Consider the following 24,022-nt stretch of genomic DNA (forward strand, 5'->3'; position numbering starts at 1 on the left):
CATGGATGCCCTGCGCTGGCGCGAACTGTCGTCATGGCTGGACCAGCTGCTGGAACTGGATGAAGACGGCCGCCTGGTGCGGCTGCGGGAGGTGGCAGGACGCGATCCGGCGCTGGCCGCGGAACTGGAAAAAATGCTGGCCCATGCGCGCGACAGCGAGCAGTTCATGGCCCAGCCGGTGTTTTCCGCGCCCGGGTCATCGCGCGAAGGCACCCGCATCGGTCCGTACCGCCTGCTGCGCCTGCTCGGCGAAGGCGGGATGGGGGAAGTCTGGCTGGCCGAGCGCTGCGACGGCATGTACGAGCGCAAGGTGGCGTTGAAGCTGCTGCGCAGCGGGCTGGCCGAACCCGGCCTGCATGCGCGCTTCGCGCGCGAGCGGCAGATCCTGGCCCGGCTGCAGCATCCCCACCTTGCCCAGCTGCACAACGCGGGCATCGACCCGCAGGGGCATCCGTATTTCGCGCTGGACTACGTGCAGGGCGAACCGATAACCGAGTACTGCCAGCGCGGCATGCTGCCGCTGGACGAGCGGCTGCAGCTGATGCTGCAGGTGTGTTCGGTGGTGGCCCATGCGCATGCCAACCTGGTGGTGCACCGTGACCTGAAGCCGTCCAACATCCTGGTCGCCGATGGGGCGGTCAAGCTGCTCGATTTCGGCATCGCCCAGCTGTTGGACCCGGACGGCATCGCGGCGGCGGCGGCCGGCGAGCCTCGCGCGTTCACCCTGCACTACGCCGCGCCGGAGCAGGTGCGGGGCGATCCGCTGAGCACCCGCACCGATGTGTACTCGCTGGGCGTGGTGATCTACGAAGTGGTCACCGGGCACAAGCCGTATCGGCTGCGCCGGCAATCGGACAGTGAGTGGGAACGCTCGATCCTGGATGTCCAGCCATTGCCCGCATCACGCCGGTTGCTCCAGGGCGAAGCCGGGATGCCGGTGCAGCCGGCCGCGCGGCGTCTTGCCCGACGCGTGCGGGGTGACCTGGACCTGCTGCTGGGCAAGGCAATGGCCAAGGATCCCCAGCAGCGCTACGGATCGGTCGATGCGCTGGCCGAGGACCTGCGCCGCTTTCTGGACGGACGGCCGCTGCGCGCCCATCCGCCGGGCACCGGGTATCGCCTGCGCAAGTATCTGCGGCGCCATCGGTGGGGCGTGGCGGGCGCCAGCCTGGCCCTGTCGGCCTTGCTGGCGGTATCGACGATGGCCGTCTGGCAGGCGCGCCAGGCCCGCCAGGAAACGGCACGCGCACAGGCGATGCAGGACTTCAACATCGGCTTGTTCGATCGCGCGGCAAGCGTCCGCCACGGCCACTTCGACGTGCGCCAGCTGCTGGAAACCGGACAGCAGCGTGCGCAGGCGGAACTGGCCGGGCAGCCGCTGGCGCTGGCCGAAATGGAAGGGGTGATCGGACGCCTGTACATCGGACTGGGTGACTACGAGGTGGCCCTGCGCGTCCTGGATCAACAGCGCACGCTGCTGCAGGCACAAGCGGACGTGCCAGGCGCATTGCAGCTGGAAGCGGTGACCCAGCGCGCGCGCGCGCTGCGCATGCTGGGCCGTGACCGCGAGTGCGTCGCCCACCTGCAGTCCGCAGCGCACATCGCCGACCAGCAGCAGGACCTGCTGCCGACCGCCGTGGCGGGCTTCGCCAGTGAACTGGCCCACTGCCAGGCCCAGCTTGGCCAGGTCCGTGCTGCGCGCGCTGCGTTCATCCGCGCCCTGGCGCTGTACCAGCGCGGGGAGGGCAACCCGCGCGGCATCGCCGGTGCGCTGGCGGGGCTGGCCGGGCTGGATGCCGATGCCGGCCTGGATGCGCGTGCACTGGAGGGCTACCAGCAGGCGCTGGCGCTGCTGCAGCGTGCTGCACCGGGCACGCCGGAAGCCATCGGGATGCGCCGTCAGCTGGGGCAGATGCTCGCCCGCAGCGGGCAGGCCAGCGATGCCGCCGCTGCACTGGACCAGGCCTGGCAGTCGGCGGTCCAGGCCTTCGGCCCGGACCATCCGGAAACCCAGGTGGTGCAGCGTGCCCGCGCGCTGCTCGCGCTGCAGCAGGGGCGCCGGGCCTGGGCCGCGCCGGTACTGGGTGAGGTACGCGACAAGCTGGCCTTGGCGCTCGGGCCGGAGCACCGTGAAGTCGGCCTGGCCGAACATGCGCTGGGCGAGCTCGCCCTGGCCGAAGGCGATGCCTCTGGCAGGCTCAGCCATTACCGCAATGCGGTACGGATCTGGCGCCAGCCTGGCCAGGTGGCATTGCTGCCGCAGGGCCTGCTCGACCTGGGCGAGGCCGAACGCGCGGCGGGAAGCCCGGCGCGCGCCGCCGTCGCATGGCGCGAGGCGCGGCAGTTGCTGATCGCCCAGCGCGGCATTCCGTCTGCGGCGGTCCGCCAGCTGGACCTGCGCCTGGCCCGCCTGCCGCAGCCAGCTGAACAAATGTCTCCGGCCACTGCCAACAATTAACGAATCTGTTGGAATAATGGCCGACCCTCCATGCCCCGGCTGCCTTCGAATGCAACGACGCGATTTTATCCGCAACGCTTCCCTGGCCTTGGCTGCCTTCGGCCTGCCTGCATTGAACGTGGGCGCCGCGGCAAGCCGGCAGGTCGGCCTGCGCCGCCTGGGGCAACCGCTGCCGTTCGACTTCGCCCGCCTGAAAGGCGAGGCGCGTGCGCTGGCCGCAGCGCCCTACAAGACCCACAAGCGGACCCTGCCGGGACCGGTGGAAGCGCTGGACTGGGATGAGTACCAGTCCATCCGCTATCGCCAGGACCACGCGTTGTGGGGCAATGAGCCGGGACGGTTCCAGGCCAAATTCTTCCACCTCGGGCTGTACTTCCATTCGCCGGTGCGGATGTTCGACGTGGTCGATGGCAAGGCACAGGAACTGGCCTACGACGGCGCCGCCTTCGATTACGGCAAGAGCGGCATCAAGGGCGGCCAGCTGCCGGCCGACCTGGGCTTTGCCGGCTTCCGGCTCAACACGCGCAAGGATACCGATCGCGATTTCGCCGCCTTCTTGGGCGCCAGCTACTTCCGCGCGGTCGGCAAGGAAGGCCAGTACGGGCAGTCGGCGCGGGGACTGGCGATCGATACCGGGACCGGCGGGCCGGAAGAATTCCCGGACTTCATCGCCTACTACCTCGAACGCCCGGACAACGATTCGGACACCATCGTGGTCTACGCGCTGCTGGATTCGCCGAGCGTGGCCGGCGCCTACCGTTTCGCCATCACCAACGGCGATGTGTTGTTGATGGACATCGACAGCGCGTTGTATCCGCGCAAGGTGATCGAGCGGCTCGGCATCGCCCCGTGCACCAGCATGTTCCAGGTCGGCGAGAACGATCGCCGCATGGCGTGGGACTGGCGCCCGGAGATCCATGACACCGACGGGCTGGCGATGTGGAGCGGTGGCGGCGAGTGGATCTGGCGCCCGCTGGTGAACCCGCGCGAACTGCGCTTCAACATGTTCGTCGACCGCAATCCGCGTGGCTTCGGCCTGCTGCAGCGCGATCGCGAATTCGACCATTACCAGGACGACGGCGTGTTCTACGAGAAGCGCCCGTGCCTGTGGGTCGAACCGAAGGGCGAGTGGGGCGAGGGCTCGGTGCAGCTGGTGGAGATCCCGACCGTGGACGAGACCTTCGACAACATCGTCGCGTTCTGGAATCCGAAGGACAAGCCGCAGGCCGGGCAGGAACTGCTGGTCGGCTATCGCCTGTACTGGGGCGCCGAGCCGCCCGCGCGTTCGCCGCTGGCGCACACCGTGGCCACCCGCACCGGGCTGGGCGGCATCATCGGCAAGAAGCGCGAGCATTTCTCGTGGCGTTTCGCGGTGGACTTCGCCGGGGGGGAGCTGGCCAGCCTGATCGACAAGGGTGAGGTGGAGGCGGTGGTGCAGGCCAGCCGTGGCACGCTGGAAATCGTCTCGGCGCGCCCGCTGCGTGAGATCAACGGCTATCGGGCCATGTTCGACCTGGTGCCCGGCGATGACAGTACCGCGCAGATCGACATCCGGCTGTTCCTGCGCAGTGGCGGCAAGACCCTGACCGAAACCTGGCTGTACCAGTACAGCCCGCCGCCGGCCGGGGCGCCCGAACGCACCCTGTACTGAACCGGGCAAACGCGGGCCGGCGCCAACGCGCTACCCGCGCTGGCGCTTCATCCGCCGGCGAGCAGCGGGTCGATGCGGCCTTCACCGCGGGTGATCTTCTTGAATTCGGCGCGGCTGACCGAGACATAGCGTTCGTTGCCGCCGATCTCCACCTGCGGTCCGTCCTGCACCGCATGGCCGTGCGCGTCCACGCGCACGGTCATGGTCGCCTTCTTGCCGCTGTGGCAGATCGTCTTGATCTCCTGCATCTCATCGGCCCAGGCCAGCAGGTACTGGCTGCCTTCGAACAGCTCGCCGCGGAAGTCGGTGCGCAGGCCGTAGCAGAGCACCGGGATGCGCAGCTGGTCGACCACCTCACTCAACTGCCAGACCTGTGCCCGGCTGAGGAACTGCGCTTCGTCCACCAGCACACAGCCGAGCGGTCCGTGCGCGGCGATATCGGCTTCGACCAGGTGTTGGAGGTCGCTGTCGCGCTCGAAGGCCATGCCATCGGCCTTCAAGCCGATCCGCGAAGCCACCACGCCGCTGCCGGCGCGGTTGTCCAACCGCGGGGTAAGGATTGCCACCCGCATGCCGCGCTCGCGGTAGTTGTGCGCGCTCTGCAGCAGGGTGGTGGTCTTGCCGGCGTTCATCGCCGAATAATAGAAATAGAGCTTGGCCATCGGCAGATTCTAGCCGCAGCGGGCGGCTCAGTCGCCGCGCAGCGGATGTGGAGCACCCACGTCCACAGTGCTCCTGTTGCCCGCCTCCAGCTGCTGGCCCTGCCACTTCCAGTAGGCATCGGGCTGCCACAGCCGCGGAGCGTAGTAGATCTCCGGCACCACGCGCACCATCTGCCCATTGAAGCGGACCTGCATGACCGTCGAACCCAGCGCACCGGTGCGGCTGCCGGTCATCTCGCCCATGTTGCGGCGCATTTCGCGTTCCTGGCGCGGTTTGGCCACCGGATCGCCGTACTCGGCATACAGCGTCTGGCCTTCGCTGACCGCGCGCTTGCGCTCGGCTTCGTCCAATGCCGCCCAGTATTGTTCACGGCGTACCACCAGCCATTCGGTACCGCGCTCGGCGGCCAGGTCCATCCATGCATAGCCCAGCGCGCGGTCGACCGGGCCGCCCTTGCCGTTCCACAACAGCTCGGCCATCAGCGCCTGCGACAGCTTGTCGGCATGCTGGGCGCCCAGGCGGAAGTAGCGGCGTGCATCCTCGGGCTTGTCGCGCTCGACCGCGGCCAGCCCCAGTTGCCGGAAACGCATGTCCGGGTGCGCCTTGAGGTAGGCAGGCGAACTGACCACGGCGTGTTCCTGCAGCGACAGCGGCGCGTCTTCGGCCGCCAGCTGGGCGTGCGCTTCGTGGGCCGGTGACAGCGCGGCGGCGGCGAGCAGGGCCAGGGTGGTGAATCTGTTCAGCTTCATCGGTCACTTCCTGTGAATCGTGGTCTGCCACCACTATCGCAGCTGCGCGCGCCAGCGCAATCTGCCGGAGGTCAGGGTGCCCCCGCTACAATCAGCGGCACATGCACGGACTCAACCCCCCCCAAAGCGCAGCAGTGCTGCATATCGAAGGCCCCTTGCTGGTGCTGGCGGGTGCCGGCAGTGGCAAAACGCGCGTGATCGTGGAGAAAATCGCCCACCTGATCGGCTGCGGCCGCTATCCGGCCCGGCGCATCGCCGCGATCACCTTCACCAACAAATCAGCCAAGGAAATGCGCGAGCGCGTCGCGCGACGCCTGCGTGATCAGGATGCCGAAGACGTCACCATCTGCACCTTCCATGCGCTGGGCCTGAAGTTCCTGCAGATCGAACACGCGGCGGTGGGCCTGAAGCGCGGTTTCTCGATCTTCGATGCCGACGACAGCAACGCACAGGTCAAGGACCTGATGTACGGCGCCAAGCCGGATGACATCGAGGACGTGAAGAACCTGATCTCGCGCGCCAAGAATGCCGGCTTGTCACCGGAGCAGGCGATGCGCGAGGCGCGCAGCAACCGCGAAAAGGAAGCGGCCAGTGTCTACGAGCGCTACCAGCTGCGGCTGACCGCCTTCAATGCGGTGGACTTCGACGACCTGATCCGGCTGCCGGTGCAGGTGCTGGAGGAGAATCCGGAGATCGCCATCGCCTGGCGCGAACGCATCGGTTACCTGCTGGTGGACGAGTGCCAGGATACCAACGATGCCCAGTACCGCCTGCTCAAGCAGCTGGCCGGGGACAAGGGCAACTTCACCTGCGTGGGTGACGATGACCAGTCGATCTACGCCTGGCGCGGTGCCAATCCGGAAAACCTGCAGCAGATGGCGCGCGACTACCCCGCGCTGCAGATCATCAAACTGGAACAGAACTACCGTTGTTCCAACCGGGTGTTGCGCGCGGCCAACGCGCTGATCGCCAACAACCCGCATGAGCACCTGAAGAAGCTGTGGAGCGACCAGGCCGACGGCGAACGCATCCGGGTGTGGGAGTGCCGCAACAGCGAGCACGAAGCCGAAAAAGTGGCGGCCGAAATCGCCTTCATCGCGCAGGCGCGGCAGGTGCCGTGGAGCGATTTCTGCATACTGTTCCGGGGCAATTTCCAGTCCCGCCCGCTGGAAAAAGCGATGCAGCTGGCGCGCGTGCCGTACCACCTGTCCGGCGGCACGGTGTTCCTGGAGCGCCAGGAAGTCAAAGACACGCTGGCCTGGCTGCGATTGCTGGTGAATCCGGACGACGATACGGCGTTCATGCGCGCGGTGCAGGCGCCCAAGCGCGATGTCGGTGCAGGCACCCTGGCCAAGCTGGCGGAACTGGCATCGGAAAAGGACATGCCGATGGCGCAGGCGGCCGAGGCGCTGGGTGCGCTGCAGCAGCTCGCCCCGCGTGCGGCCAACAGCCTGTCGCGCTTCACCGACATCCTGCGCGACCTGCGCGCGCAGACCCGCGAAATCTCTTCCGGCGACATGATCCGCAAGGTGGCCAAGGAATCGGGCCTGCTCAGCGAGCTGCGCCAGCAGGCCAAGGAAGAAGCCAGTTACCAGCGCCGTGCGAACAACATCGAAGAACTGGCGCAATGGTTTGAAGGCGGTCCGCGCGGGGCCACCGCCGCCGACCTCGCCGGCCAGCTGGCATTGCTGTCGCGCAACGACAAGGACGATGGCGGCAACCAGGTACGCATGATGACCCTGCATGCCTCCAAGGGCCTGGAGTTCCCGTACGTGTTCATCGTCGGCTGCGAAGACGGCGTGCTGCCGCACCAGGTCAGCCTGGACGAAGGCACGCTGCAGGAAGAGCGACGACTGCTGTACGTGGGCATCACCCGCGCCAAGGTCCAGCTGTGGATGAGCCACAGCAAGCTGACGCGCAAGTTCGGCGAGCACGTGCGACTCAAGCCCAGCCGCTTCTTCGCTGAACTGCCGGCCGAAGAACTGCAGCGTGACGGTGCCGATCCTGTAGCCGATGCGGCGCGCAAACAGGAACGCGCCACTGCCGGACTGGCGGCCATCCAGGCCTTGTTCGACTGAGCCCTGAGTGCACACAATCGGCCACCACCACGGCGACGGGAACGGCAGTGCGGATTGACAGCGAACGGTTGCGCCTGCGGCCCATCGAGCCGGACCTGGATGCCGGCCACATGCTGGCGCTGCTCAATGATCCGGGTTTCCTGCGCTTCATCGGTGATCGCGACGTACGCAGCGAAGCGCAGGCCCGCGAGTACATCGCGCTGCGCGTGCTGCACAGCTACGCCCTGAACGGCTTCGGCATGTATGCGATCGAGCGCCTGTCCGATGGCGCGTGGCTGGGCAACGCGGGCCTGGTGCGCCGCGACGGCCTGCCGGGGCCGGACGTCGGCTACGCGGTTCTGGGGCAATACGCCGGTAATGGGTATGCCAGCGAAGCGGCGCAGGCGGTATTCGCCCACGCGCGGGACGTCGTGGGCCTGAAGGACCTGTACGGCATCATCAGCCCGGACAACCTGGCCTCCGCTGCGATCCTGCGCCGGCTGGGCATGCAGCAGCGCGGCCCGATCCAGCTGCCCGGCAGCGAAGAATGGGTGACCCTGTTCGCCACGCCGGGCGCGGCCGCCGTCACCGGCTGATCAGCCCCACCCGTCGTGCCGGCCGCTGGCCGGCAGCCGTGGCTCAGCCGCGCAGCGCGTCCAGCTCGGCGCGCAGCTCTGCGACCGCGGTTTCCAGCTGCGCCACGCGCTCGGCCAGTGCCGGATCGTGGCTGGCGGCACCCGCCGACGCCGCCCCCGACGAAGCAAAAGCCGCCGCCAGCGCCGCGCCATCGACGTCGCCGCACAGCAGGTGCATGTAGCGGTCTTCGCGCTGGCCGCTGGCACGCGGCAGCACCACCAGCAGCTCGCGCTGCTGCAGGCGTTCGATCGCATGGCGTGCCTCGTCGGCATCGCCGAAGCGGTGCAGCCGCTCGGCGCGCGTGACCAGCTCGGCCAACGTCTGTGGACCACGGAGCAGCAGCAACGCCAGCACCACGGTCTGCTGGCGGGTCAGGTCCAGCGCGGCCTGCAGGCGATGCTCGTAGCGGTCCGCGCGCGAGGAAAAATGCTGGCGCGCCAAGCCCATCGTTTCCAGCTGGCGCAGCGCATGCTGGACGTTGCCCGCATCCAGGTTCATCAACGGGTCGCGCGCGGTCTTCTGGTTGGCCGCCGACTGCGCCGCGTTCACCGTCAGCGGATAGGTGTCCGGCGTGGTGGCTTCTTTTTCCACCAGGCAGCCCAGCAGGCGTGCCTGGGTGGCATCCAGCAACGGGCGGGCAGGGGTGTCGGGGGTGTCGGTCATGGCGGGCTCCGGTGGGTCGGTGGAACAGCCGTCAAGCATAGCCGCTGCCCCTGTCATCTTTGCCGTTAAAATGGCCGGGTTCTGAACATGGTGAAGCCAATGCGTCGTCGTACCGCCCCCGTCTCCCTGTCCCTGCTCGCCCTTGCGGTGATCGGGCTGTCCGCCTGCAAGCGCGTCGACGCCCCGCCGGCCGCCGCCGCGGACGCAGCTGCAGCCCCGGCCGCTGCGGCCGCGGCAACGGACAGCAGCGCCAACGACAACCTGAACGCGGTGCTGTGGATGCAGCGGGCGCAGGAGTACCGGGCGATCACCGAGCAGACCTACCGGGCCGCGGCCGATCGCCTGGATGCCGCGCTGAAGGAGCCCAACTGGGACGCCCTGGTGCCGGAAGAGCGTGGCAACGACGCCAAGGGCCTGAAGCCGGCGGTGGTGCTGGACCTGGACGAGACCGTGCTGGACAACTCGCCTTACCAGGCGCGCCTGGTGCGCGATGGCAGGGAATACGACGAGCTGAGCTGGGACCAGTGGGTGGCCGAGAAGAAGGCCAAGGCGATTCCCGGCGTCGTCGATTTCGCCCGGGCGGCCAACGAAAAAGGCGTCACCCTGCTGTACATCTCCAACCGCGCCGTGCACCTGAAGGAGGCCACCCTGGCCAACCTGCGCGCCGAAGGCCTGCCGGTGGCCGACGACAGCGTGTTCCTCGGTCTGGGTACCGTGGTGGAAGGCTGCGAGCAGGCCGGCAGCGAGAAGAACTGCCGCCGCCGCCTGGCCGGCGAGCAGTACCGCGTGCTGATGCAGTTCGGTGACCAGCTCGGCGACTTCGCCGAAGTCACCGCCAATACCAACGAAGGGCGCGATGCCCTGCTGCAGCAGTACCACGATTGGTTCGGCGAGCGCTGGTGGATGCTGCCGAACCCGACCTACGGCGGCTTCGAACCGGCGCAGTTCAACAACGATTACAGCCAGTCGCGCCAGGCCCGCCATGACGCCAAGCGCGCCGCACTGGACTATGCGCCGTGAGCCGCGCGCCGCTGCCCCTGCGTGATGACCAGCGCCTGATCTTCGCGCTGGACGTGCCCGATCGCGTGCAGGCGCTGGCGTGGGTGGATCGCCTGGGCGACAGCGTGGGCTTCTACAAGATCGGCATGGAACTGCTGGCCTCCGGTGAGTACTTCCAGGTGCTCGAGGAACTCGCGCGTCGCGACAAGCGGGTATTCGTCGACCTGAAATTCTTCGACATCCCGGCCACCGCTGCGGCCGTGATCAAGCGGCTGTCGCAGTGGCCGGTCAGCTACTGCACCATCCATGGCTGGCACCCGGGGATGATGGAAGCCTGCGCGGCGGTTGCTGGTGGTGACATGCGCCTGCTGGCCGTGACCGTGCTGACGTCGATGGGGCGCGAGGACCTGGCGCAGATGGGCATCGACCGCGAACCGGTGGACGTGGTGGTCGAGCGCGCGCTGGCGGCGAAAGCCGCTGGCATCGATGGCGTCATCGCATCGGGCCAGGAGGCTGCACCGATCCGGGCAGCGACCGGTAGCGGATTCACCATCGTCTGCCCGGGCATCCGTCCGGGCGGCCCGGTCGGCGATGACCAGAAGCGCACTGTCGGGGTTGCAGACGCCTTCAGCGATGGCGCCGATGCGATCGTGGTCGGGCGCCCGATCCGGCTGGCGGCCGATCCCGCGGCGGCCGCGCGCGCCATCCAGCGCGAGATCGTGACCGCGCGGCGGCGCTGATTGGTGCGCGGGCGTCTGGCGCGTCCACTGTTGCATGCCTAGTGACCATCCCATGTGCGGGCGATGAACGCGTCCGCCGAGAGACCAGCCAGCCGGGCGTAGATGCCGGGCTGGCCCGGCTGACCACAGATGAGGCCACCCCGGCTGGTGACTCCCAGCTGATACCACCCAGCGCCGGGCGCCTCGACCAGCAGTGGCCCGCCGGAGTCTCCGAAGCAGGAGTCCCGGTAATTGCCGCCAGCGCACATATCTTGTTCCGCATCGACGCCGCCTGACCCTCCCCAAAGCGCGCTGCACAGGCGCACGTCAACCATCTGCGACTGCACATGCTGCAGGGGTCCCACGTGCCTGGACTTGCCATCGATCTGTTCAACTACCCCCCAGCCTGCCAGCACCACCGGCCTCTCGTTCTGTTCGTACTCCCGGCCTGCCTGCCCCAGCAGGTGGACCGGCTCTATTCCACTGACCGGTGAGACCAGCCGCAGCAGCGCCACGTCCGGCCCACCCTTGAAAAAGTCCGGGTGTGTGTGGATTTCGGCGATACGGTGGAGGATGCCTTCGTCGGCGTCCAGGTTGGTCTGCCCCACGCTGACCACGGCCTGGTCGACGGTCACGCCCATGCAATGCGCTGCCGTGAGCACCCAGGAAGGTGAAATCAGGGTGCCGCCACACCAGTGGCGCGCGCGCGGTGTATCGCCCACTTCAGGGACCTGGATGCTCACCATGAAGGGGTAGGCACCGATCGGAGCATCGCTGCCACCGATGATGGTCGGTCGCATGTCACCTGCCGATGCGATGGCTGGGCCGACGGTGAGGGCTGCGGAGAACAACGCGGGAATCATTCTGTTCATTGTTTTTTTCTGCCAGGTGAAGCAACAGGAAGTTGCCCGCCAACGGCGCGGAGCCGCTCGCGGGCGCTGACTCAGTTTTTCGTCCAGACGGCGTCGATGAACGCGTCGATGCCCGGACCGGCCAGCCGCGCGTAGACCCCCGGGGATTCGGCGCGCGCGCAGCCCAGGCCCCAGCTCACCACGCCCAGCTGGACCCAGCCACCGGCGGGGGCGCGGGTGAACAGCGGACCGCCGGAGTCGCCCTGGCAGGAATCGCGGCCGGCCTCGCTGGCACAGATTTCGCTGGCAGCATCGACGGCGATACCGTCTTCGGCATACAGCGCCTGGCAGGCGGGCGTGCTGATGAAGGGCACCTCGACCTGCTGCATGCGGCTGGGATTGCCCCCGCCTTCGGACAGCGCGCCCCAGCCGGCGACCGTCAGCAGCCGGCCCGCCACCTCGTAGCCGATGCCTTCCTGGCCGAGCAGGTCGATGACCTGGGCGTCCGGCACCGGTGCAGTCAGGCGCAGCAGGGCGACATCGCTCTTGCGGGTGCCGGCATAGTCGGGATGTATGTGGATCGATGCGACTGCGTGATCGGTTCCGGTGCCGGCGGTGAGGTCGGTTTCACCCGTGCGGGCGCGCAGTTGCGCGGACGACCAGCGGGTCACGCAGTGCGCGGCGGTCAACACCCACGACGGGGAAATCAGCGTGCCGCCGCACCAGTGGCGGCGCAACGGCGTGCTGCCACGTGGCAGGGCCTGGATACTGACCAGGAATGGATTGCCGTCGTCCGGAACATCGGTTCCGCCGACGATGGTCGGCGCGACACGATCGGCATGCCGCGGCGACGCCAGTACCAGCGCCGGCAGGCAGAGCAGGCTTGCAAGGATGACAAGAGAACAGGAACGCATGGTGGGCCCCTCGGATCCGGCGGATTGCCGGACACCAGTGGGCGCTGGCTGCCGCCCGGCATTATGCGATGGCGGTCACAGCGAACGGCGACAACGGTAGGCACCTACGCCGCCTTCGGCGCTCCACCGGCAGCGAGCGCGCAGCATCCGACAACCTGCAGCGAGTGTGGTTCAATGTCCTGTCCCCATGGCTGGGGGGAAACAACACCGCCGCCGCTGTCTTGCTGCTGACAGGCAACACCGGTCAAGATGCAGGCCGGTCTGGGGAGTCCGAACCATCATGTCGAAGACAAAACGGCGCGCGCTGCGCCATGCGGGTGGATGGGCTTGCGCGGCCATGCTGCTGCTGGCGATGGCGGCCTGTCAGCGTGACGTGGTCGATCCGGCCGCGCCGCCGGCCGAGCCGGTCGCGGCGGTGCAGGCAATGGCACGCGCGATCGCCGACAACGACCTGGTGGCCTATGCGCGCCTGTCGGTACCACCGGCGCAGTACGCAGCGCTGGAGCAGGCATGGAGCCAGGGCCACAGTCGCTGGCCGCTGACCGAACTGCCGTTGCACGACCAGCTGCTGCCGATGCTGCAGGCCCTGTCAGCCGACGACGGCAGCCAGCGCCTGCAGCGCAGTTTCGACCGGCAACTGGCCGGCCAGACCACCGCCGTGCGCCAGGCCGCGCAGTCGATGGGCCTGTTCGGCGTGCAGTACCTGCGTCATGAGACCAGTTTCACCAGCAGCCAGCAGGCGCACTATGTGCAGGTGGTCGAGACCCTGGCGGCATGGGCGGCGGATGCGCCGATCAGCGACCGCGCGCGCGCGCGCGCCAGCATCGCCGCGCTGACCCGGGCGGCCAGCGCGACCGGTTTTTCCACCGATGACCAACTGCAGCAGGCCGGCATGGCGGCCAGCCTGCAACGGCTGGGTCCCTTCATCGCAACGCTGAAGGCCGTGCTGGCCAGCTATGGACTCGACCTGGACGCGTCGATGCGCGGGATCGTCGGCGACATCCTGTCCCAGCAGGGCGACAATGCACTGGTACGCCTGCAGTACCCGCTCGCTGGCCAGACCATCAGCCTGCAGATTCCGTTGACCCGGCGCGAGGGCCATTGGTACCTGACCCGCACCCTGGCCGATACCGATGCGTTGCTGCGCAACGCCGGCGCGGCCCGCGCGAAGGCGGAAGCTGAATCCGCAGCGCTCATCGCACCTGCGGCTGAGACCGGGGACGATGCAAAGCCGCCGGCTACGCCATAATGATGCCGATGTCGAAACAGAATCCGCTGCCGTTCCCCGGCGAACAACCTGAGCAGACGCCCGCCGATCCGGCGCTGGTGTCCCCGATGACGACCGACGGCCCGGTGCCGCCGCACGTTGCCGCGCGCGCGGCAGCCGGCCGACGTCCCTGGTGGGCGCGGTTGCTGGGTCGCCTGTTCGAACCCTGGCTGTCGCTGGACATCGAGCCGGAAGATCCTGGCCAGTACAACGACGGCCGTCCGGTGGTGTATGTGCTGGAGGACTACGGCCTGTCCAATGCGCTGATCCTGGACAAGGCCTGCCGCCAGGCCGGGTTGCCTTCGCCGCTGGTGCCGCTGCCCGGCGATCCCACCGGCCGCAAGCGCGCCTACGTGGCCCTGTCGCGGCGCAGTTCGAGCAATTCGATCATTCCCGAGCAGCGCGGCGCCAAGACCCACTCCGACTCGCTGGCCAAGGTGCTGCAGGCGCACCGCGCGCGCGGTGAACTGGACGTGCACCTGGTGCCGGTGTCGATCTTCGTCGGCCGTGCGCCGGACAAGCAGAGCGGCTGGTTCGCCGTGCTGTTCTCTGAAAACTGGGCGCTGGTCGGCCGCTTCCGGCGCCTGCTGGCGGTCCTGTTGAACGGCCGCAGCACCATCGTTCGTTTCGCTCCGCCGATCTCGCTGCGGGCCACGGTCGACGAGGGGCTGGATCCCGAGCGCACGGTGCGCAAGCTGCAGCGCGTGCTGCGGACGCATTTCCGCCGCATCCGTGAATCGGTGATCGGTCCTGACCTGTCCACCCGCCGCCTGCTGGTGGACCAGGTGCTGCAGGCCGAGCCGGTGCGCGAAGCGATCGCCGCGCAGGCCCGGCGCGACAACAGCAAGCCGGCGGATGCGTGGAAGAAAGCGCATGCCTACGCCTGGGAAATCGCCGCCGACTACTCCAGTCCGGTCGTGCGTTCGGCCAGCTTCATGCTCAGCCACGTCTGGAACCGCATCTACGCCGGCGTGCTGGTCCACCACCTGGAAAAGTTCAAGGCGGCGGCGCCGGGCCATGAAGTGGTCTACGTGCCCAGCCACCGCAGCCACATGGACTACCTGCTGTTGTCCTACCTGCTGTACGACCGCGGCATCGTGCCGCCGCACATCGTGGCCGGCATCAACCTCAACCTGCCGGTGGTCGGCACGCTGCTGCGCAAGGGCGGCGCGTTCTTCATCCGCCGCTCGATCCGCGGCAACGCGCTGTATTCGGCGGTACTGAGCGAATACGTTGCCCAGCTGGTCGCCGGTGGCTATTCCATCGAGTATTTCGTCGAAGGCGGCCGCTCGCGTACCGGGCGCCTGCTGCAGCCCAAGGGCGGCATGATCTCGATGACGCTCAAGGCGTTCCTGCGCCAGCCGCGCAAGCCGGTGCTGTTCCAGCCGATCTACATCGGCTACGAAAAGCTGATGGAAGGCAGCAGCTACCTCGATGAGCTGACGGGCCGGCCGAAGGAAAAGGAATCGATCTGGTCGCTGCTGTGGGGCATCCCGAAGGTGCTCAAGCAGAACTACGGCCAGGTGGTGGTGAACTTCGGCGAACCGATCGCACTGAACGACGTGCTGGCGGAAAAGGCCCCCGAGTGGGATGGCCGTGCCGTGGCCGAGGATGAAAAGCCGGCCTGGTTGTCCAACACCGTCGATACCCTGGCCGAGCGCATCCAGGTACGCATCAACGGCGCCGCCGACGTCAATCCGATCAACCTGCTGGCGCTGGCGCTGCTGTCCACGCCCAAGCACGCCATGGGCGAGGCCGACCTGATCGCGCAGATCCAGCTGTGCAAGACGCTGCTGGAAGAAATGCCGTACTCGGACCGGGTGACGGTCACCCCGCATTCGCCGGAGCGGATCATCGCCCACGCCGAAGAAATCAACGTGCTGACCCGGGTCAAGCACCCGCTGGGCGATGTGCTCAGCGTGAGCGGCGACACGGCCGTGCTGCTCAGCTATTTCCGCAACAACGTGCTGCACCTGTTCACGGCCTCATCGTGGGTGGCGTGCTGCTTCCAGAACAACCGGCGCATGGGCCGTGCCGGCCTGGTGCGCTTGGGACGCACGGTGTACCCGTTCCTGCAGGCCGAGCTGTTCCTGCCGTGGACCGAGGACGAGTTCGGCAAGCGCATCGAGCAGACCATCGACCTGTTCATCCGCGAGGGCCTGCTGCAGCAGGTCGGTGAGGACGAAGGCGGCGTGCTGTCGCGCAATACCGGGCAGACCGACGAGGTGTTCCGCCTGCGCGCGATCGGCCACTCCCTGCAGCAGGCATTCGAGCGTTACTACATCGCCATTTCGGTGCTGGTGAAGAACGGTCCCGGCACGCTGGGCGCAGCGGAACTGGAGAGCCTGTGCCAGCAGGCGGCGCAGCGCCTGAGCCTGCTGTATGCACCGGCGGCACCGGAGTTCTTCGACAAGACCCTGTTCCGCGGATTCATCCAGAAGCTGCGCGAACTGCGCCTGGTCTGGCCGGACGAGAACAGCCGCCTGCTGTTCGACCAGCGCCTGGATGGCTGGGCCAAGGATGCCAAGTTCATCCTTGGCCGCGAACTGCGTCACACCATCGAGCGGGTGAGCCCGGAAGCGGCGCGGCCGGAAGAGACCGCGCCGCAGGATTGATCCGGCAGGGCGTGGCGACCCACGGTCGCCACCCACCCGCAGGGTTCAGGCCGGCTCGTCGGGGATCTGCAGGCTTTCAAGCCGGGTGATGCAGTCTTTCAGCTGCAGCCGGTGACGCTTGAGCCGCTTGGACTCCAGGTCGTCTTCGCCATTGGCCGCCATGCGCGTGATGCGTTCGTCCAGCGCGCGGTGGTCGGCGCGCAGCGCGAGCAGGCGCTCGGTGATCTCTGCGGGAGTGTAGGTATCCACCCGTCGAGCATACACAGCACGGGTGACCACTGGGAGAACCACCGATCCGGAAGCCTCGGAAGCGCGCATGCCAGCCGGTAGAATGGACGGATGACCGCCGTCCTGTCCCTGCCAGATCCCCTGCCACGCGGCCGCCGCGAGGCCGATGCACAGGGGGACGTGCTGGGCCGCGCGCTGCGTCGGCAGGTCGGCCAGGCCATTGCTGATTACGGCATGATCGGGGCGGGGGACAAAGTGATGGTGTGCCTGTCCGGCGGCAAGGACAGTTACACCCTGCTGGACATGCTGCTGCAGCTCCAGCGCAGGGCGCCGGTTCCGTTCGAACTGGTGGCGGTCAACTTGGACCAGAAGCAGCCAGGGTTTCCCGCTGACGTGCTCCCCGCCTACCTGCAGCGCCTGGGGGTGCCGTACCAGATCATCGAACAGGACACCTATTCGGTGGTCAGCCGGGTGATCCCGGAAGGGCGTACGCAGTGTTCGCTGTGCTCCCGGCTGCGGCGTGGCGCGCTGTACCAGCATGCCGCCACCCATGGCTTCACCCGGATCGCGCTGGGGCACCACCGCGATGACATGGCGGCGACGTTCCTGATGAACCTGTTCCACCACGCCAAGCTGTCCGGCATGCCGCCCAAGCTGCGCAGCGACGACGGCCAGCACGTAGTGATCCGGCCGCTGGCCTATGTGCGCGAGCGGGACATCGCGCAGTACGCGCAGGCACGCCGCTTCCCGATCATCCCGTGCACGCTGTGTGGCAGCCAACCCAACCTGCAGCGTCGCCAGATAGGCCAGCTGCTGGCGCAATGGGATAGTGACCATCCGGGGCGCGTGGACCAGATCGCCCGTGCGCTGGCCAGCGTGGAACCGTCGCAGCTGGCCGACCCGACCCTGTTTGATTTTCATTCCCTGGAGCGTCGCCACCGCGACGCACCTCCTGAGACGCCGCTGGCCGACGATGGCCACGGCGCCCTTCACTCCTGAATCCGGAATTCCATGTTCTTTCGCAACCTGACTTTCTTCCGTTTCCCTACCGCCACCGATTTCTCCAGCGTGGACACCCAGTTGCCGAATGCCCTGCTCAAGCCGGTCGGCCCGCTTGAGATGAATTCGCGTGGCTTCATCTCGCCGTTCGGCCGCGAAGAGAAGGAACAGTTCTCGCACCGCATCGAAGAGCACCTGTGGCTGACCGTCGGTGGTGAAGACAAGATCCTGCCGGGCGCGGTGGTCAACGACCTGCTGGAGCGCAAGCTGGAAGAGATCGAGTCCAACGAAGGGCGGCGTCCCGGCGGCCGCGAGCGCAAGCGCATGAAGGACGACCTGCTGCATGAACTGCTGCCGCGCGCCTTCGTCAAGAACTCGCGCAACGATGCCTTCATCGACCTCAAGCATGGCTACGTCGCGGTGGACTGCTCCAGCCGCAAGACCGCCGAGTACTTCATGTCCGACATCCGTGGACTGCTGGGCAGTTTCCCGGCGATGCCGCTGAACGCCGAAGTGGCGCCGCGTTCGATCCTCACCGGCTGGATCGCCGGCGAAGCGCTGCCGACCGGCCTGTCGCTGGGCGAAGAGTGCGAAATGAAGGATCCGGTGGAGGGCGGTGCCGTGGTCAAGTGCCAGCACCAGGAGCTGCGCTGCGACGAGATCGACAAACACCTGGACGCGGGCAAGCAGGTCACCAAGCTGGCGCTGGTGTTCGAAGACAACCTGTCCTTCGTGATCGGCGATGACCTGATCGTGCGCAAGCTGAAGTTCCTCGATGGCGCATTGGACCAGCTGGAGCATTCCGATGATGACGGACGTCGCGCCGAGCTGGATGCGCGCTTCGCGCTGCAGAGCGCGGAAATCCGCCGCCTGTTCCTGCTGCTGGAAGAGGCCTTCAAGCTGAGCAAGGCCGACTGAACAGGGTGCGGCGGACGTTGCTGACATCGCGCCGCCCGTGGCGGCGTATGCTGGTGGCATGAGTCGCCTGCTCCGCCGCCTGCTGTCCCCCGCGCCCAGTGCCACCGTGCAGCGCGACACCGTGCGGCTGCGGCTGGACGATGCGGAGATCGATGTACTGCGCGTGCGCGATCCGCGTGCGCGTCGCATCAAGCTGAGCGTGGACGAGCGCGGTGCGCGGCTGACGCTGCCGCTGCGTGCCAGCCTGCAGACCGGCGAGCGATTCCTTGAACAGCATCGTGGCTGGCTGTCCGAGCAGCTGCAGCACTACCGCTCCGATCGCATGCCGCCGCCGCTTGTAGCGGGCGAACCGGGACTGCTGCTACTGCGCGGTGAACTGGTTCCGCTGCGCTGGCAGGAAGCACGCTACGCCAAGTTGGAAATAGACGAACAGGGCGCCTGCGTGCACTGGCCGGCGCGCGCCACGCCGACCACGCTCAAGCGCCTGCTGCGCGAGTTCTACGAAGCGCAGACACGCGCCGACGTAGGACGCTGGCTGCCGCGCTACCTGCCCGGCCTGCCGCGCGCGCCGACGCGGATCCGGCTGAAGGTGATGTCCTCGCAATGGGGTTCACTGGCCCCCGACGGCAGCATGGCCCTGGACCTGGCACTGGTACTCGGCAAGCCCGAAGCCTTCGAGTACGTGCTCGTCCACGAACTCTGCCACCTGCTGCAGGCCAACCACTCCCCCGCGTTCTGGCACGAAGTGGAACAGCGCTTCCCCGCCTGGCGGCAACAACGCGACTACTTCCAGCACGAAGGCCGCCGCCTCAAAGCCATGCTACGGCAACTGCTGTAACCCGGCCGCCCACGGAAACGGTCAGCAGCGCCGGGAGGGCAGGCTGTCCGGGACACTGTGAGGCAGGAGCCGAACCGTAGCCTACAGGGATGTACTTGCGGCGTGTCCCGGACAGCCTGTCCTCCCGGTGCGCCTCCCGGAACAATCCGGCGCCTCGAACCTAGCCGGCTCTACCACGCAGTGCCGCTGCAGACGCCCACCGCGCCGCCACCCTTGGCGAGGTGATGCACACCGCCAGATCGGTCACCGTGGTAACCGCGCGCTCCAGCAGCTGGATGTCGGCCTCATGCTGCCGCGCTACATGGGGATCTTCGAAGAACACCGCACGCTGGCAGCGACCCTCCAGCACCTGATCGGCAATCTGCGCATCACCGCCCATCGGCCCACTCTGGTAGCGCGTCACCCACGGCGTATCGGCCGGCCAGCCACGGCTCCAGGCGAGCTCGTTCAAGCGCTGCCCGGTGGTCCCGGTGCCGATCCGCGAAGCAAACCGCGACAGCACGGCGAAGTGCTCATCGGCAAACGCCAACATCGCCGGCTTCATCGCATCGTGCGCGATCAGCGCCAGGGTCTGCCCTTCGAACCGGTGCAGGTCGTCCGCCGCGGCATCGGCGGCGAAACCGGCGTGCAGCCGTTCCACCTCCACCCAGTCTCGCGCACTGGCCACGGTGGAAATGAAGGGTTTGGCATGGATCACGCACTGGCGCTTGAGCGCGATGGCTTCCGGGAAAATCGACGACGGATCAACCGGGTCGATCAGGTAGATGGCTCCGTCCAGGCTGCGCTCGGCCCCCATGCCGACCACCTCGGCCACCAGCTTCATCAGCCCGCCGTCGCGGCCATACGGATACTGCTGGACCAGCGGATCCCCCCGCAGCGGACCGTACTGCTGGATGGCATCGAAGGTGCGGCCGACCGCATGCAGCGAACACTGCAGGTCACGCAGCCCCGCCTCGCTGGCACGCAGGAAGCGGAACAGCGCGGCTTCGCCATCATGGTGGTGCAGCCGGTTGGCAGCCAGTCCGAGTCGCATACAGGGGTTCTCCAGGGGGGCACTGCCGAAGTGTATGCGCTGGATCACGCCAGGCGTCGTCGCTTATGCAGCAATCCTGATGGTGCCCGGCGGTGAGCCTGCTAGCGTCGGTGGCCGATGGATTGCGGAAAGGACATCTTCGTGGCGCCGTGTTTTGTCACCGCCTGCCTTGCACTGGGGTCGCTCACGCTGCCCGGGCCGATGCGGGGCCCTCTCGTGGTTGCCGGCCTGCTGCTGGCACTGGCCGGCATCGCCCTCGTGCAGGCGAACGGCTACTGGCGGCTGCGCAACGAAGTCCGCCACCGCCGCGACGTGCAGCGGTTGTTCGACGAGGTATCCGGCAACCTGCCGGTGGTCGTGTTCCAGGCGCGGCGCGCGCGCGATGGGCGCATCCAGATCGAACTGCTGGCCGGGGACACCCCACAACTGTTCAGCGCATCACCGCGCGAACTGCAGGATGACCCGTCGCGCATCCTGTCCGCGATCCATGCCGGCGACCACAAGCGGGTGCTGTCGGTGCTGCTGCGCGCGGTGCGTCGCATCTGTCCGGTGGCGCTGCGCTTCAGCGCCGATGGCGTACGCGGCCCACGGCACATCGCCATGCAGGCATGGCCCAGCGTGGACGCATCCAGGGAGCAGCGCTGGACCGGTTACTGGATGGATGTTTCCGACGCCGACACCCGTGCCCAGGCGATCCTCCGCGCGCACGCCCAGGCGGCAGCGGACGCGGCCGAGCGCGAGCAGATGGTTACCCGCCTGGGGACCGGGATCGGCGCACCCATGCAGGCCCTGCTGGGGCGGCTGGCGCTGCTGCGCGCGGCGACGCTGGATGGGCACCAGCATGGGGTGATGGACACCCTGGAGGATGCCGCGTCGATGCTGGCGCGCATCCTGGACGACGTCGCCGCCCTGTCCGCCGGACGTGCCGATGGCATGGACCTGCAGGCCGGGCCGGTCGACCTGCGGATGCTGGTGCACAGCGTGGAAACCCTGCTGCGGCCGGTCGCGCAGTCCAAGGGCCTGTACCTGCACCAGCGCGTGGAACCCCGCGTGGCCGCGCAGCTGCTGGCCGATGCCACCCGCCTGCGGCAGGTGCTGTTCAACCTGGTCGGCAACGCGATCAAGTTCACCCGCCACGGCGGCGTCTCGCTGTCCCTGCAGCAGGTCGAAGATACCGATCACGCGCAGCGGGTGCGGCTGGTCGTGTCCGATACCGGGGTCGGCATCGCGTTGGAGCGGCAGGAGGCGGTATTCGAGCCGTTCGCCCAGGCTGAGCGTTCGACCACGCGCCAGCATGGCGGGTCCGGGTTGGGACTGGGCATCTGCCGCCAGCTGGTCACTGCGATGGGGGGCAGCCTGGTCCTGCGCAGCGCGCCCGGGCAGGGCACGGTGGTTGAAATCGAACTGGACCTGCCGCACGCGCCGGGGGGAAGCGCCGATGCGCGGGTGAACCCTGGCAGCGTAGGGGCCGCTGGTCAGCAGGCGCCGTCCTGCAGCGGGTCATCGCCCCGCGTGCTGGTCGCCGAAGACCATCCCACCCAGCAGCTGCTGATGCAGTGGTGGCTGCGTGGCATGGGGCTGGACGTGGAAGTGGCCAGCGATGGCCTGCAGGCGCTGGCATCATGGCGGCGCGACCCGCCACGACTGCTGTTCACCGATGAGCAGATGCCCGGGCTCACCGGTGCCGAACTGGTGCAGCGGATCCGCCGCGAAGAACAGGAACGCGGCCGCCCGCCCGGTCCCATCATCGGCATGACGGCCGACACCGACGGCATGCGCGGGATGGCGCTGGACCATGTGCTTGCCAAGCCGATCAGTCGGCGCACGCTGCACGAGGCCATCGCCAGGGTCGCCCCTGGGCTGCTCGCCGGGGGAGCCGCAGCTGCAGGGTCCTGCCCGGCGGTGGACCCCACCGATGCACCGACCCTGGCGTCGCTGGCGGCGCGGTTCGGCAACGAAGACGCCGCCCGCCAGCTGGTGCATACGCTGCGCGCGAGCCTGGAAGAGGATGCGGTGGTCCTGGAGGAGGCATGGCGGCAAGCGGATCCGCAGGTGGCCTCGCAGCGGTTGCATCGCATGGCCGGCGGCGTGGGCAGCCTGGGGCTGGTCGCGCTGGCCGCACACCTGCGCGAGCTGAACGAGGCGCAGGCGCCGCCCTCCCGCGCCGAGCGCGACCAGTTGCGCAGCCGACTGCAGCGCTGCATCGCGCACCTGCGCCAGCTGGAAGGCTAGCGCAGGGGCATGCGCAGGGTCATGCCAGCAGCAGGCGCACGATGCTCGCCGCCGCATCGCGGCCTTCGGCCACGGCGGTCACCACCAGGTCCGCACCGCGCACCGCATCGCCGCCGGCGAACAGCCGCGGGTGTGCGGTCTGGAACGGCAGGCGGTCCTTGCCACTGACCTGCAGGCGACCGTTGCCGGTGGATTCCACGCCGTGCGCGGACAGCCATTCCGGCGCACTCGGCGAGAAGCCGAAGGCGATGATCACCACGTCCGCTTCCAGCAGCGATTCGCTGCCTTCGATCGGCACCGCGGCCTGGCGGCCATTGGCATCGGGTTCGCCCAGCCGGGTTTCCACCACGGTCACGCCGATCGCCTCGTCATCGGCACCGGCTTCGATGGACAGCGGCTGGCGGTTGAACAGGAAGCGCACGCCCTCTTCGCGGGCGTTGGCGACTTCGCGCGCGGAGCCGGGCATGTTGGCTTCGTCGCGGCGGTAGGCACAGGTGACGCGCGCCGCACCCAAGCGGATGGCGCTGCGCACGCAGTCCATGCCGGTATCGCCGCCGCCCAGCACCACCACGCGCTTGCCGGTGAGGTCGGGCAGGCTGATCTGGTCTTCCCAGCCGGCGATCGGCCGGCCCTGCGGGTTGTCGCCGCTGACGATGCGGGCGTTCTGCACCAGGAACGGCAGCGCAGGGAGCACGCCTTTCAGGTCCTGCCCATCCAGCCCGCCGTCGGTATAGCGGTAGGCACCGGTGCCGAGGAACACCGCATCGTGGCGCTGCAGCAGGTCGTCCACGGTGACATCGCGGCCGATCTCCACGCCCAGGCGGAACTGCACGCCCATGCCTTCCAGCACCTCGCGGCGCTTGCGGATCACGTCCTTGTCCAGCTTGAAGCTGGGGATGCCGAACTGCAGCAGCCCGCCGATCTGTTCGTAGCGGTCGTAGACCACCGCGGTGATGCCGGCACGCGCCAGGCGGTCGGCGCAGGCCAGTCCGGCCGGGCCCGCACCCACCACCGCCACGGTGCGGCCGGTGGGCTCCACCGTGCTCAGGTCCGGTCGCCAGCCGCGGGCGAGCGCGGTATCGACGATGTATTTCTCCACCGCGCCGATGGTCACCGCCCCGAATTCCTCCAGTGTGCAGCTGCCTTCGCACAGGCGGTCCTGCGGGCACACCCGGCCACACACTTCCGGCAGCGGGTTGGTGCTGTGGCACAGCGTGGCGGCTTCTTCGATGCGGTTTTCCTGCACCAGCTGCAGCCACTGCGGGATCGCATTGTGCACCGGGCACTTCCAGCTGCAGTACGGGTTGCCGCAGTCCAGGCAGCGGCCGGCCTGGTACTGCGCGTCCTCCTTGCCGAACTTGCCGTACAGCTCGCCCCAGTCGCCGGAGGTGCGCAGCTCCACCGGGATGCGCTGCGGCATCGTCCGGGGCAGGTCGAGGAACTGGAAAGCGTGCTTGCGACTCATGGCGGGCTCTGCCTCTCGGCTTGGAGGTGCTGCCGGCCAGTGGCCGGCACTACCGATGAAAGGGGCG

Annotated in this window: 20 protein-coding genes; 12 read left to right on the forward strand and 8 right to left on the reverse strand. The window is 68.1% G+C overall.

Features of this window, described 5'->3' with window-relative positions; translation table 11 throughout:
* Nucleotide 1: 1 nt before the first annotated feature.
* Entirely contained in the window at nt 2-2,458 is a 2,457-nt protein-coding gene (locus tag RTX79_RS10135) for a protein kinase domain-containing protein (protein WP_312683534.1), read from the forward strand.
* A gap of 49 nt (nt 2,459-2,507) precedes the next feature.
* Entirely contained in the window at nt 2,508-4,109 is a 1,602-nt protein-coding gene (locus RTX79_RS10140; protein WP_312683537.1) for a glucan biosynthesis protein, read from the forward strand.
* Nucleotides 4,110-4,156: 47 nt separating this feature from the next.
* On the opposite strand, the gene RTX79_RS10145 is transcribed toward RTX79_RS10140, so the two are convergent.
* Both RTX79_RS10145 and RTX79_RS10150 read right to left on the reverse strand, forming a co-directional pair.
* The gene (locus RTX79_RS10145) at nt 4,157-4,771 is read right to left on the reverse strand and encodes a thymidine kinase (RefSeq protein WP_309689305.1); all 615 of its coding nucleotides are present in this window, start codon (nt 4,769-4,771) and stop codon (nt 4,157-4,159) included.
* Nucleotides 4,772-4,798: 27 nt separating this feature from the next.
* The gene (locus RTX79_RS10150) at nt 4,799-5,521 is read right to left on the reverse strand and encodes a hypothetical protein (RefSeq protein WP_309689303.1); all 723 of its coding nucleotides are present in this window, start codon (nt 5,519-5,521) and stop codon (nt 4,799-4,801) included.
* A 101-nt stretch (nt 5,522-5,622) separates the two neighbouring features.
* Between RTX79_RS10150 and RTX79_RS10155 the strand changes: the two genes are divergently transcribed.
* Nucleotides 5,623-7,599 (forward strand): UvrD-helicase domain-containing protein, encoded by a 1,977-nt coding sequence (locus RTX79_RS10155; protein ID WP_057507723.1) that lies wholly within the window; start codon nt 5,623-5,625, stop codon nt 7,597-7,599.
* A 47-nt stretch (nt 7,600-7,646) separates the two neighbouring features.
* The gene (locus RTX79_RS10160; protein WP_312683541.1) at nt 7,647-8,174 is read left to right on the forward strand and encodes a GNAT family N-acetyltransferase; all 528 of its coding nucleotides are present in this window, start codon (nt 7,647-7,649) and stop codon (nt 8,172-8,174) included.
* Between the two features lie 43 nt (nt 8,175-8,217).
* Here the strand turns inward: RTX79_RS10160 and RTX79_RS10165 are convergent, their stop codons facing one another.
* Nucleotides 8,218-8,877, reverse strand: a complete 660-nt coding sequence (locus tag RTX79_RS10165) for a YceH family protein (RefSeq protein ID WP_312683542.1) — start codon at nt 8,875-8,877, stop codon at nt 8,218-8,220.
* A 99-nt stretch (nt 8,878-8,976) separates the two neighbouring features.
* Between RTX79_RS10165 and RTX79_RS10170 the strand changes: the two genes are divergently transcribed.
* Together RTX79_RS10170 and pyrF are read left to right on the forward strand one after the other, a co-directional pair.
* Nucleotides 8,977-9,897 (forward strand): 5'-nucleotidase, lipoprotein e(P4) family, encoded by a 921-nt coding sequence (locus RTX79_RS10170; protein WP_312683545.1) that lies wholly within the window; start codon nt 8,977-8,979, stop codon nt 9,895-9,897.
* Nucleotides 9,894-10,616 (forward strand): orotidine-5'-phosphate decarboxylase, encoded by a 723-nt coding sequence (pyrF, locus tag RTX79_RS10175; RefSeq protein WP_312683547.1) that lies wholly within the window; start codon nt 9,894-9,896, stop codon nt 10,614-10,616. Before RTX79_RS10170 ends, pyrF begins: the two co-directional genes overlap by 4 nt.
* Before the next feature lie 38 nt (nt 10,617-10,654).
* Here the strand turns inward: pyrF and RTX79_RS10180 are convergent, their stop codons facing one another.
* Entirely contained in the window at nt 10,655-11,467 is an 813-nt protein-coding gene (locus RTX79_RS10180) for a S1 family peptidase (protein ID WP_312683549.1), read from the reverse strand.
* Nucleotides 11,468-11,538: 71 nt separating this feature from the next.
* Entirely contained in the window at nt 11,539-12,360 is an 822-nt protein-coding gene (locus RTX79_RS10185) for a S1 family peptidase (RefSeq protein WP_312683550.1), read from the reverse strand.
* Between the two features lie 280 nt (nt 12,361-12,640).
* Here RTX79_RS10185 and RTX79_RS10190 point away from each other — a divergent pair, with 280 nt between their 5' ends.
* Both RTX79_RS10190 and plsB read left to right on the forward strand, forming a co-directional pair.
* Nucleotides 12,641-13,609: a hypothetical protein gene (locus tag RTX79_RS10190; protein ID WP_312683551.1), complete on the forward strand. Its 969-nt coding sequence runs from the start codon at nt 12,641-12,643 to the stop codon at nt 13,607-13,609.
* A complete protein-coding gene (gene plsB, locus RTX79_RS10195; RefSeq protein WP_312683552.1) occupies nt 13,609-16,242 on the forward strand; it encodes a glycerol-3-phosphate 1-O-acyltransferase PlsB in 2,634 nt (877 codons plus the stop codon). The genes RTX79_RS10190 and plsB overlap by 1 nt, the downstream gene beginning before the upstream one ends.
* Before the next feature lie 45 nt (nt 16,243-16,287).
* Here the strand turns inward: plsB and RTX79_RS10200 are convergent, their stop codons facing one another.
* The gene (locus RTX79_RS10200; RefSeq protein ID WP_057507715.1) at nt 16,288-16,491 is read right to left on the reverse strand and encodes a YdcH family protein; all 204 of its coding nucleotides are present in this window, start codon (nt 16,489-16,491) and stop codon (nt 16,288-16,290) included.
* Nucleotides 16,492-16,581: 90 nt separating this feature from the next.
* Between RTX79_RS10200 and ttcA the strand changes: the two genes are divergently transcribed.
* Genes ttcA through RTX79_RS10215 form a run of 3 tightly spaced genes read left to right on the forward strand, consistent with a single transcriptional unit; the run spans nt 16,582 to nt 19,225 of the window.
* A complete protein-coding gene (gene ttcA, locus RTX79_RS10205; RefSeq protein ID WP_057507714.1) occupies nt 16,582-17,469 on the forward strand; it encodes a tRNA 2-thiocytidine(32) synthetase TtcA in 888 nt (295 codons plus the stop codon).
* 12 nt (nt 17,470-17,481) lie between these two features.
* Complete coding sequence (locus RTX79_RS10210; RefSeq protein WP_057507713.1) at nt 17,482-18,387, forward strand: recombination-associated protein RdgC; 906 nt, start codon at nt 17,482-17,484, stop codon at nt 18,385-18,387.
* A 58-nt stretch (nt 18,388-18,445) separates the two neighbouring features.
* Nucleotides 18,446-19,225 carry a M48 family metallopeptidase gene (locus RTX79_RS10215; protein ID WP_312683554.1) on the forward strand — a complete coding sequence of 260 codons (780 nt, stop codon included), beginning with the start codon at nt 18,446-18,448 and terminating at the stop codon, nt 19,223-19,225.
* A 160-nt stretch (nt 19,226-19,385) separates the two neighbouring features.
* On the opposite strand, the gene RTX79_RS10220 is transcribed toward RTX79_RS10215, so the two are convergent.
* Nucleotides 19,386-20,258 (reverse strand): methylglyoxal synthase, encoded by an 873-nt coding sequence (locus tag RTX79_RS10220; RefSeq protein WP_312683555.1) that lies wholly within the window; start codon nt 20,256-20,258, stop codon nt 19,386-19,388.
* Nucleotides 20,259-20,459: 201 nt separating this feature from the next.
* On the opposite strand from RTX79_RS10220, the gene RTX79_RS10225 reads away from it, so the two are divergent.
* Nucleotides 20,460-22,490 (forward strand): ATP-binding protein, encoded by a 2,031-nt coding sequence (locus RTX79_RS10225; protein WP_312683557.1) that lies wholly within the window; start codon nt 20,460-20,462, stop codon nt 22,488-22,490.
* Between the two features lie 19 nt (nt 22,491-22,509).
* Here the strand turns inward: RTX79_RS10225 and RTX79_RS10230 are convergent, their stop codons facing one another.
* Entirely contained in the window at nt 22,510-23,955 is a 1,446-nt protein-coding gene (locus RTX79_RS10230; protein ID WP_312683559.1) for an FAD-dependent oxidoreductase, read from the reverse strand.
* Nucleotides 23,956-24,022 lie beyond the last annotated feature (67 nt).

Origin of the sequence: Stenotrophomonas chelatiphaga (assembly GCF_032054965.1) — a bacterium.
GTDB lineage: Bacteria > Pseudomonadota > Gammaproteobacteria > Xanthomonadales > Xanthomonadaceae > Stenotrophomonas > Stenotrophomonas chelatiphaga.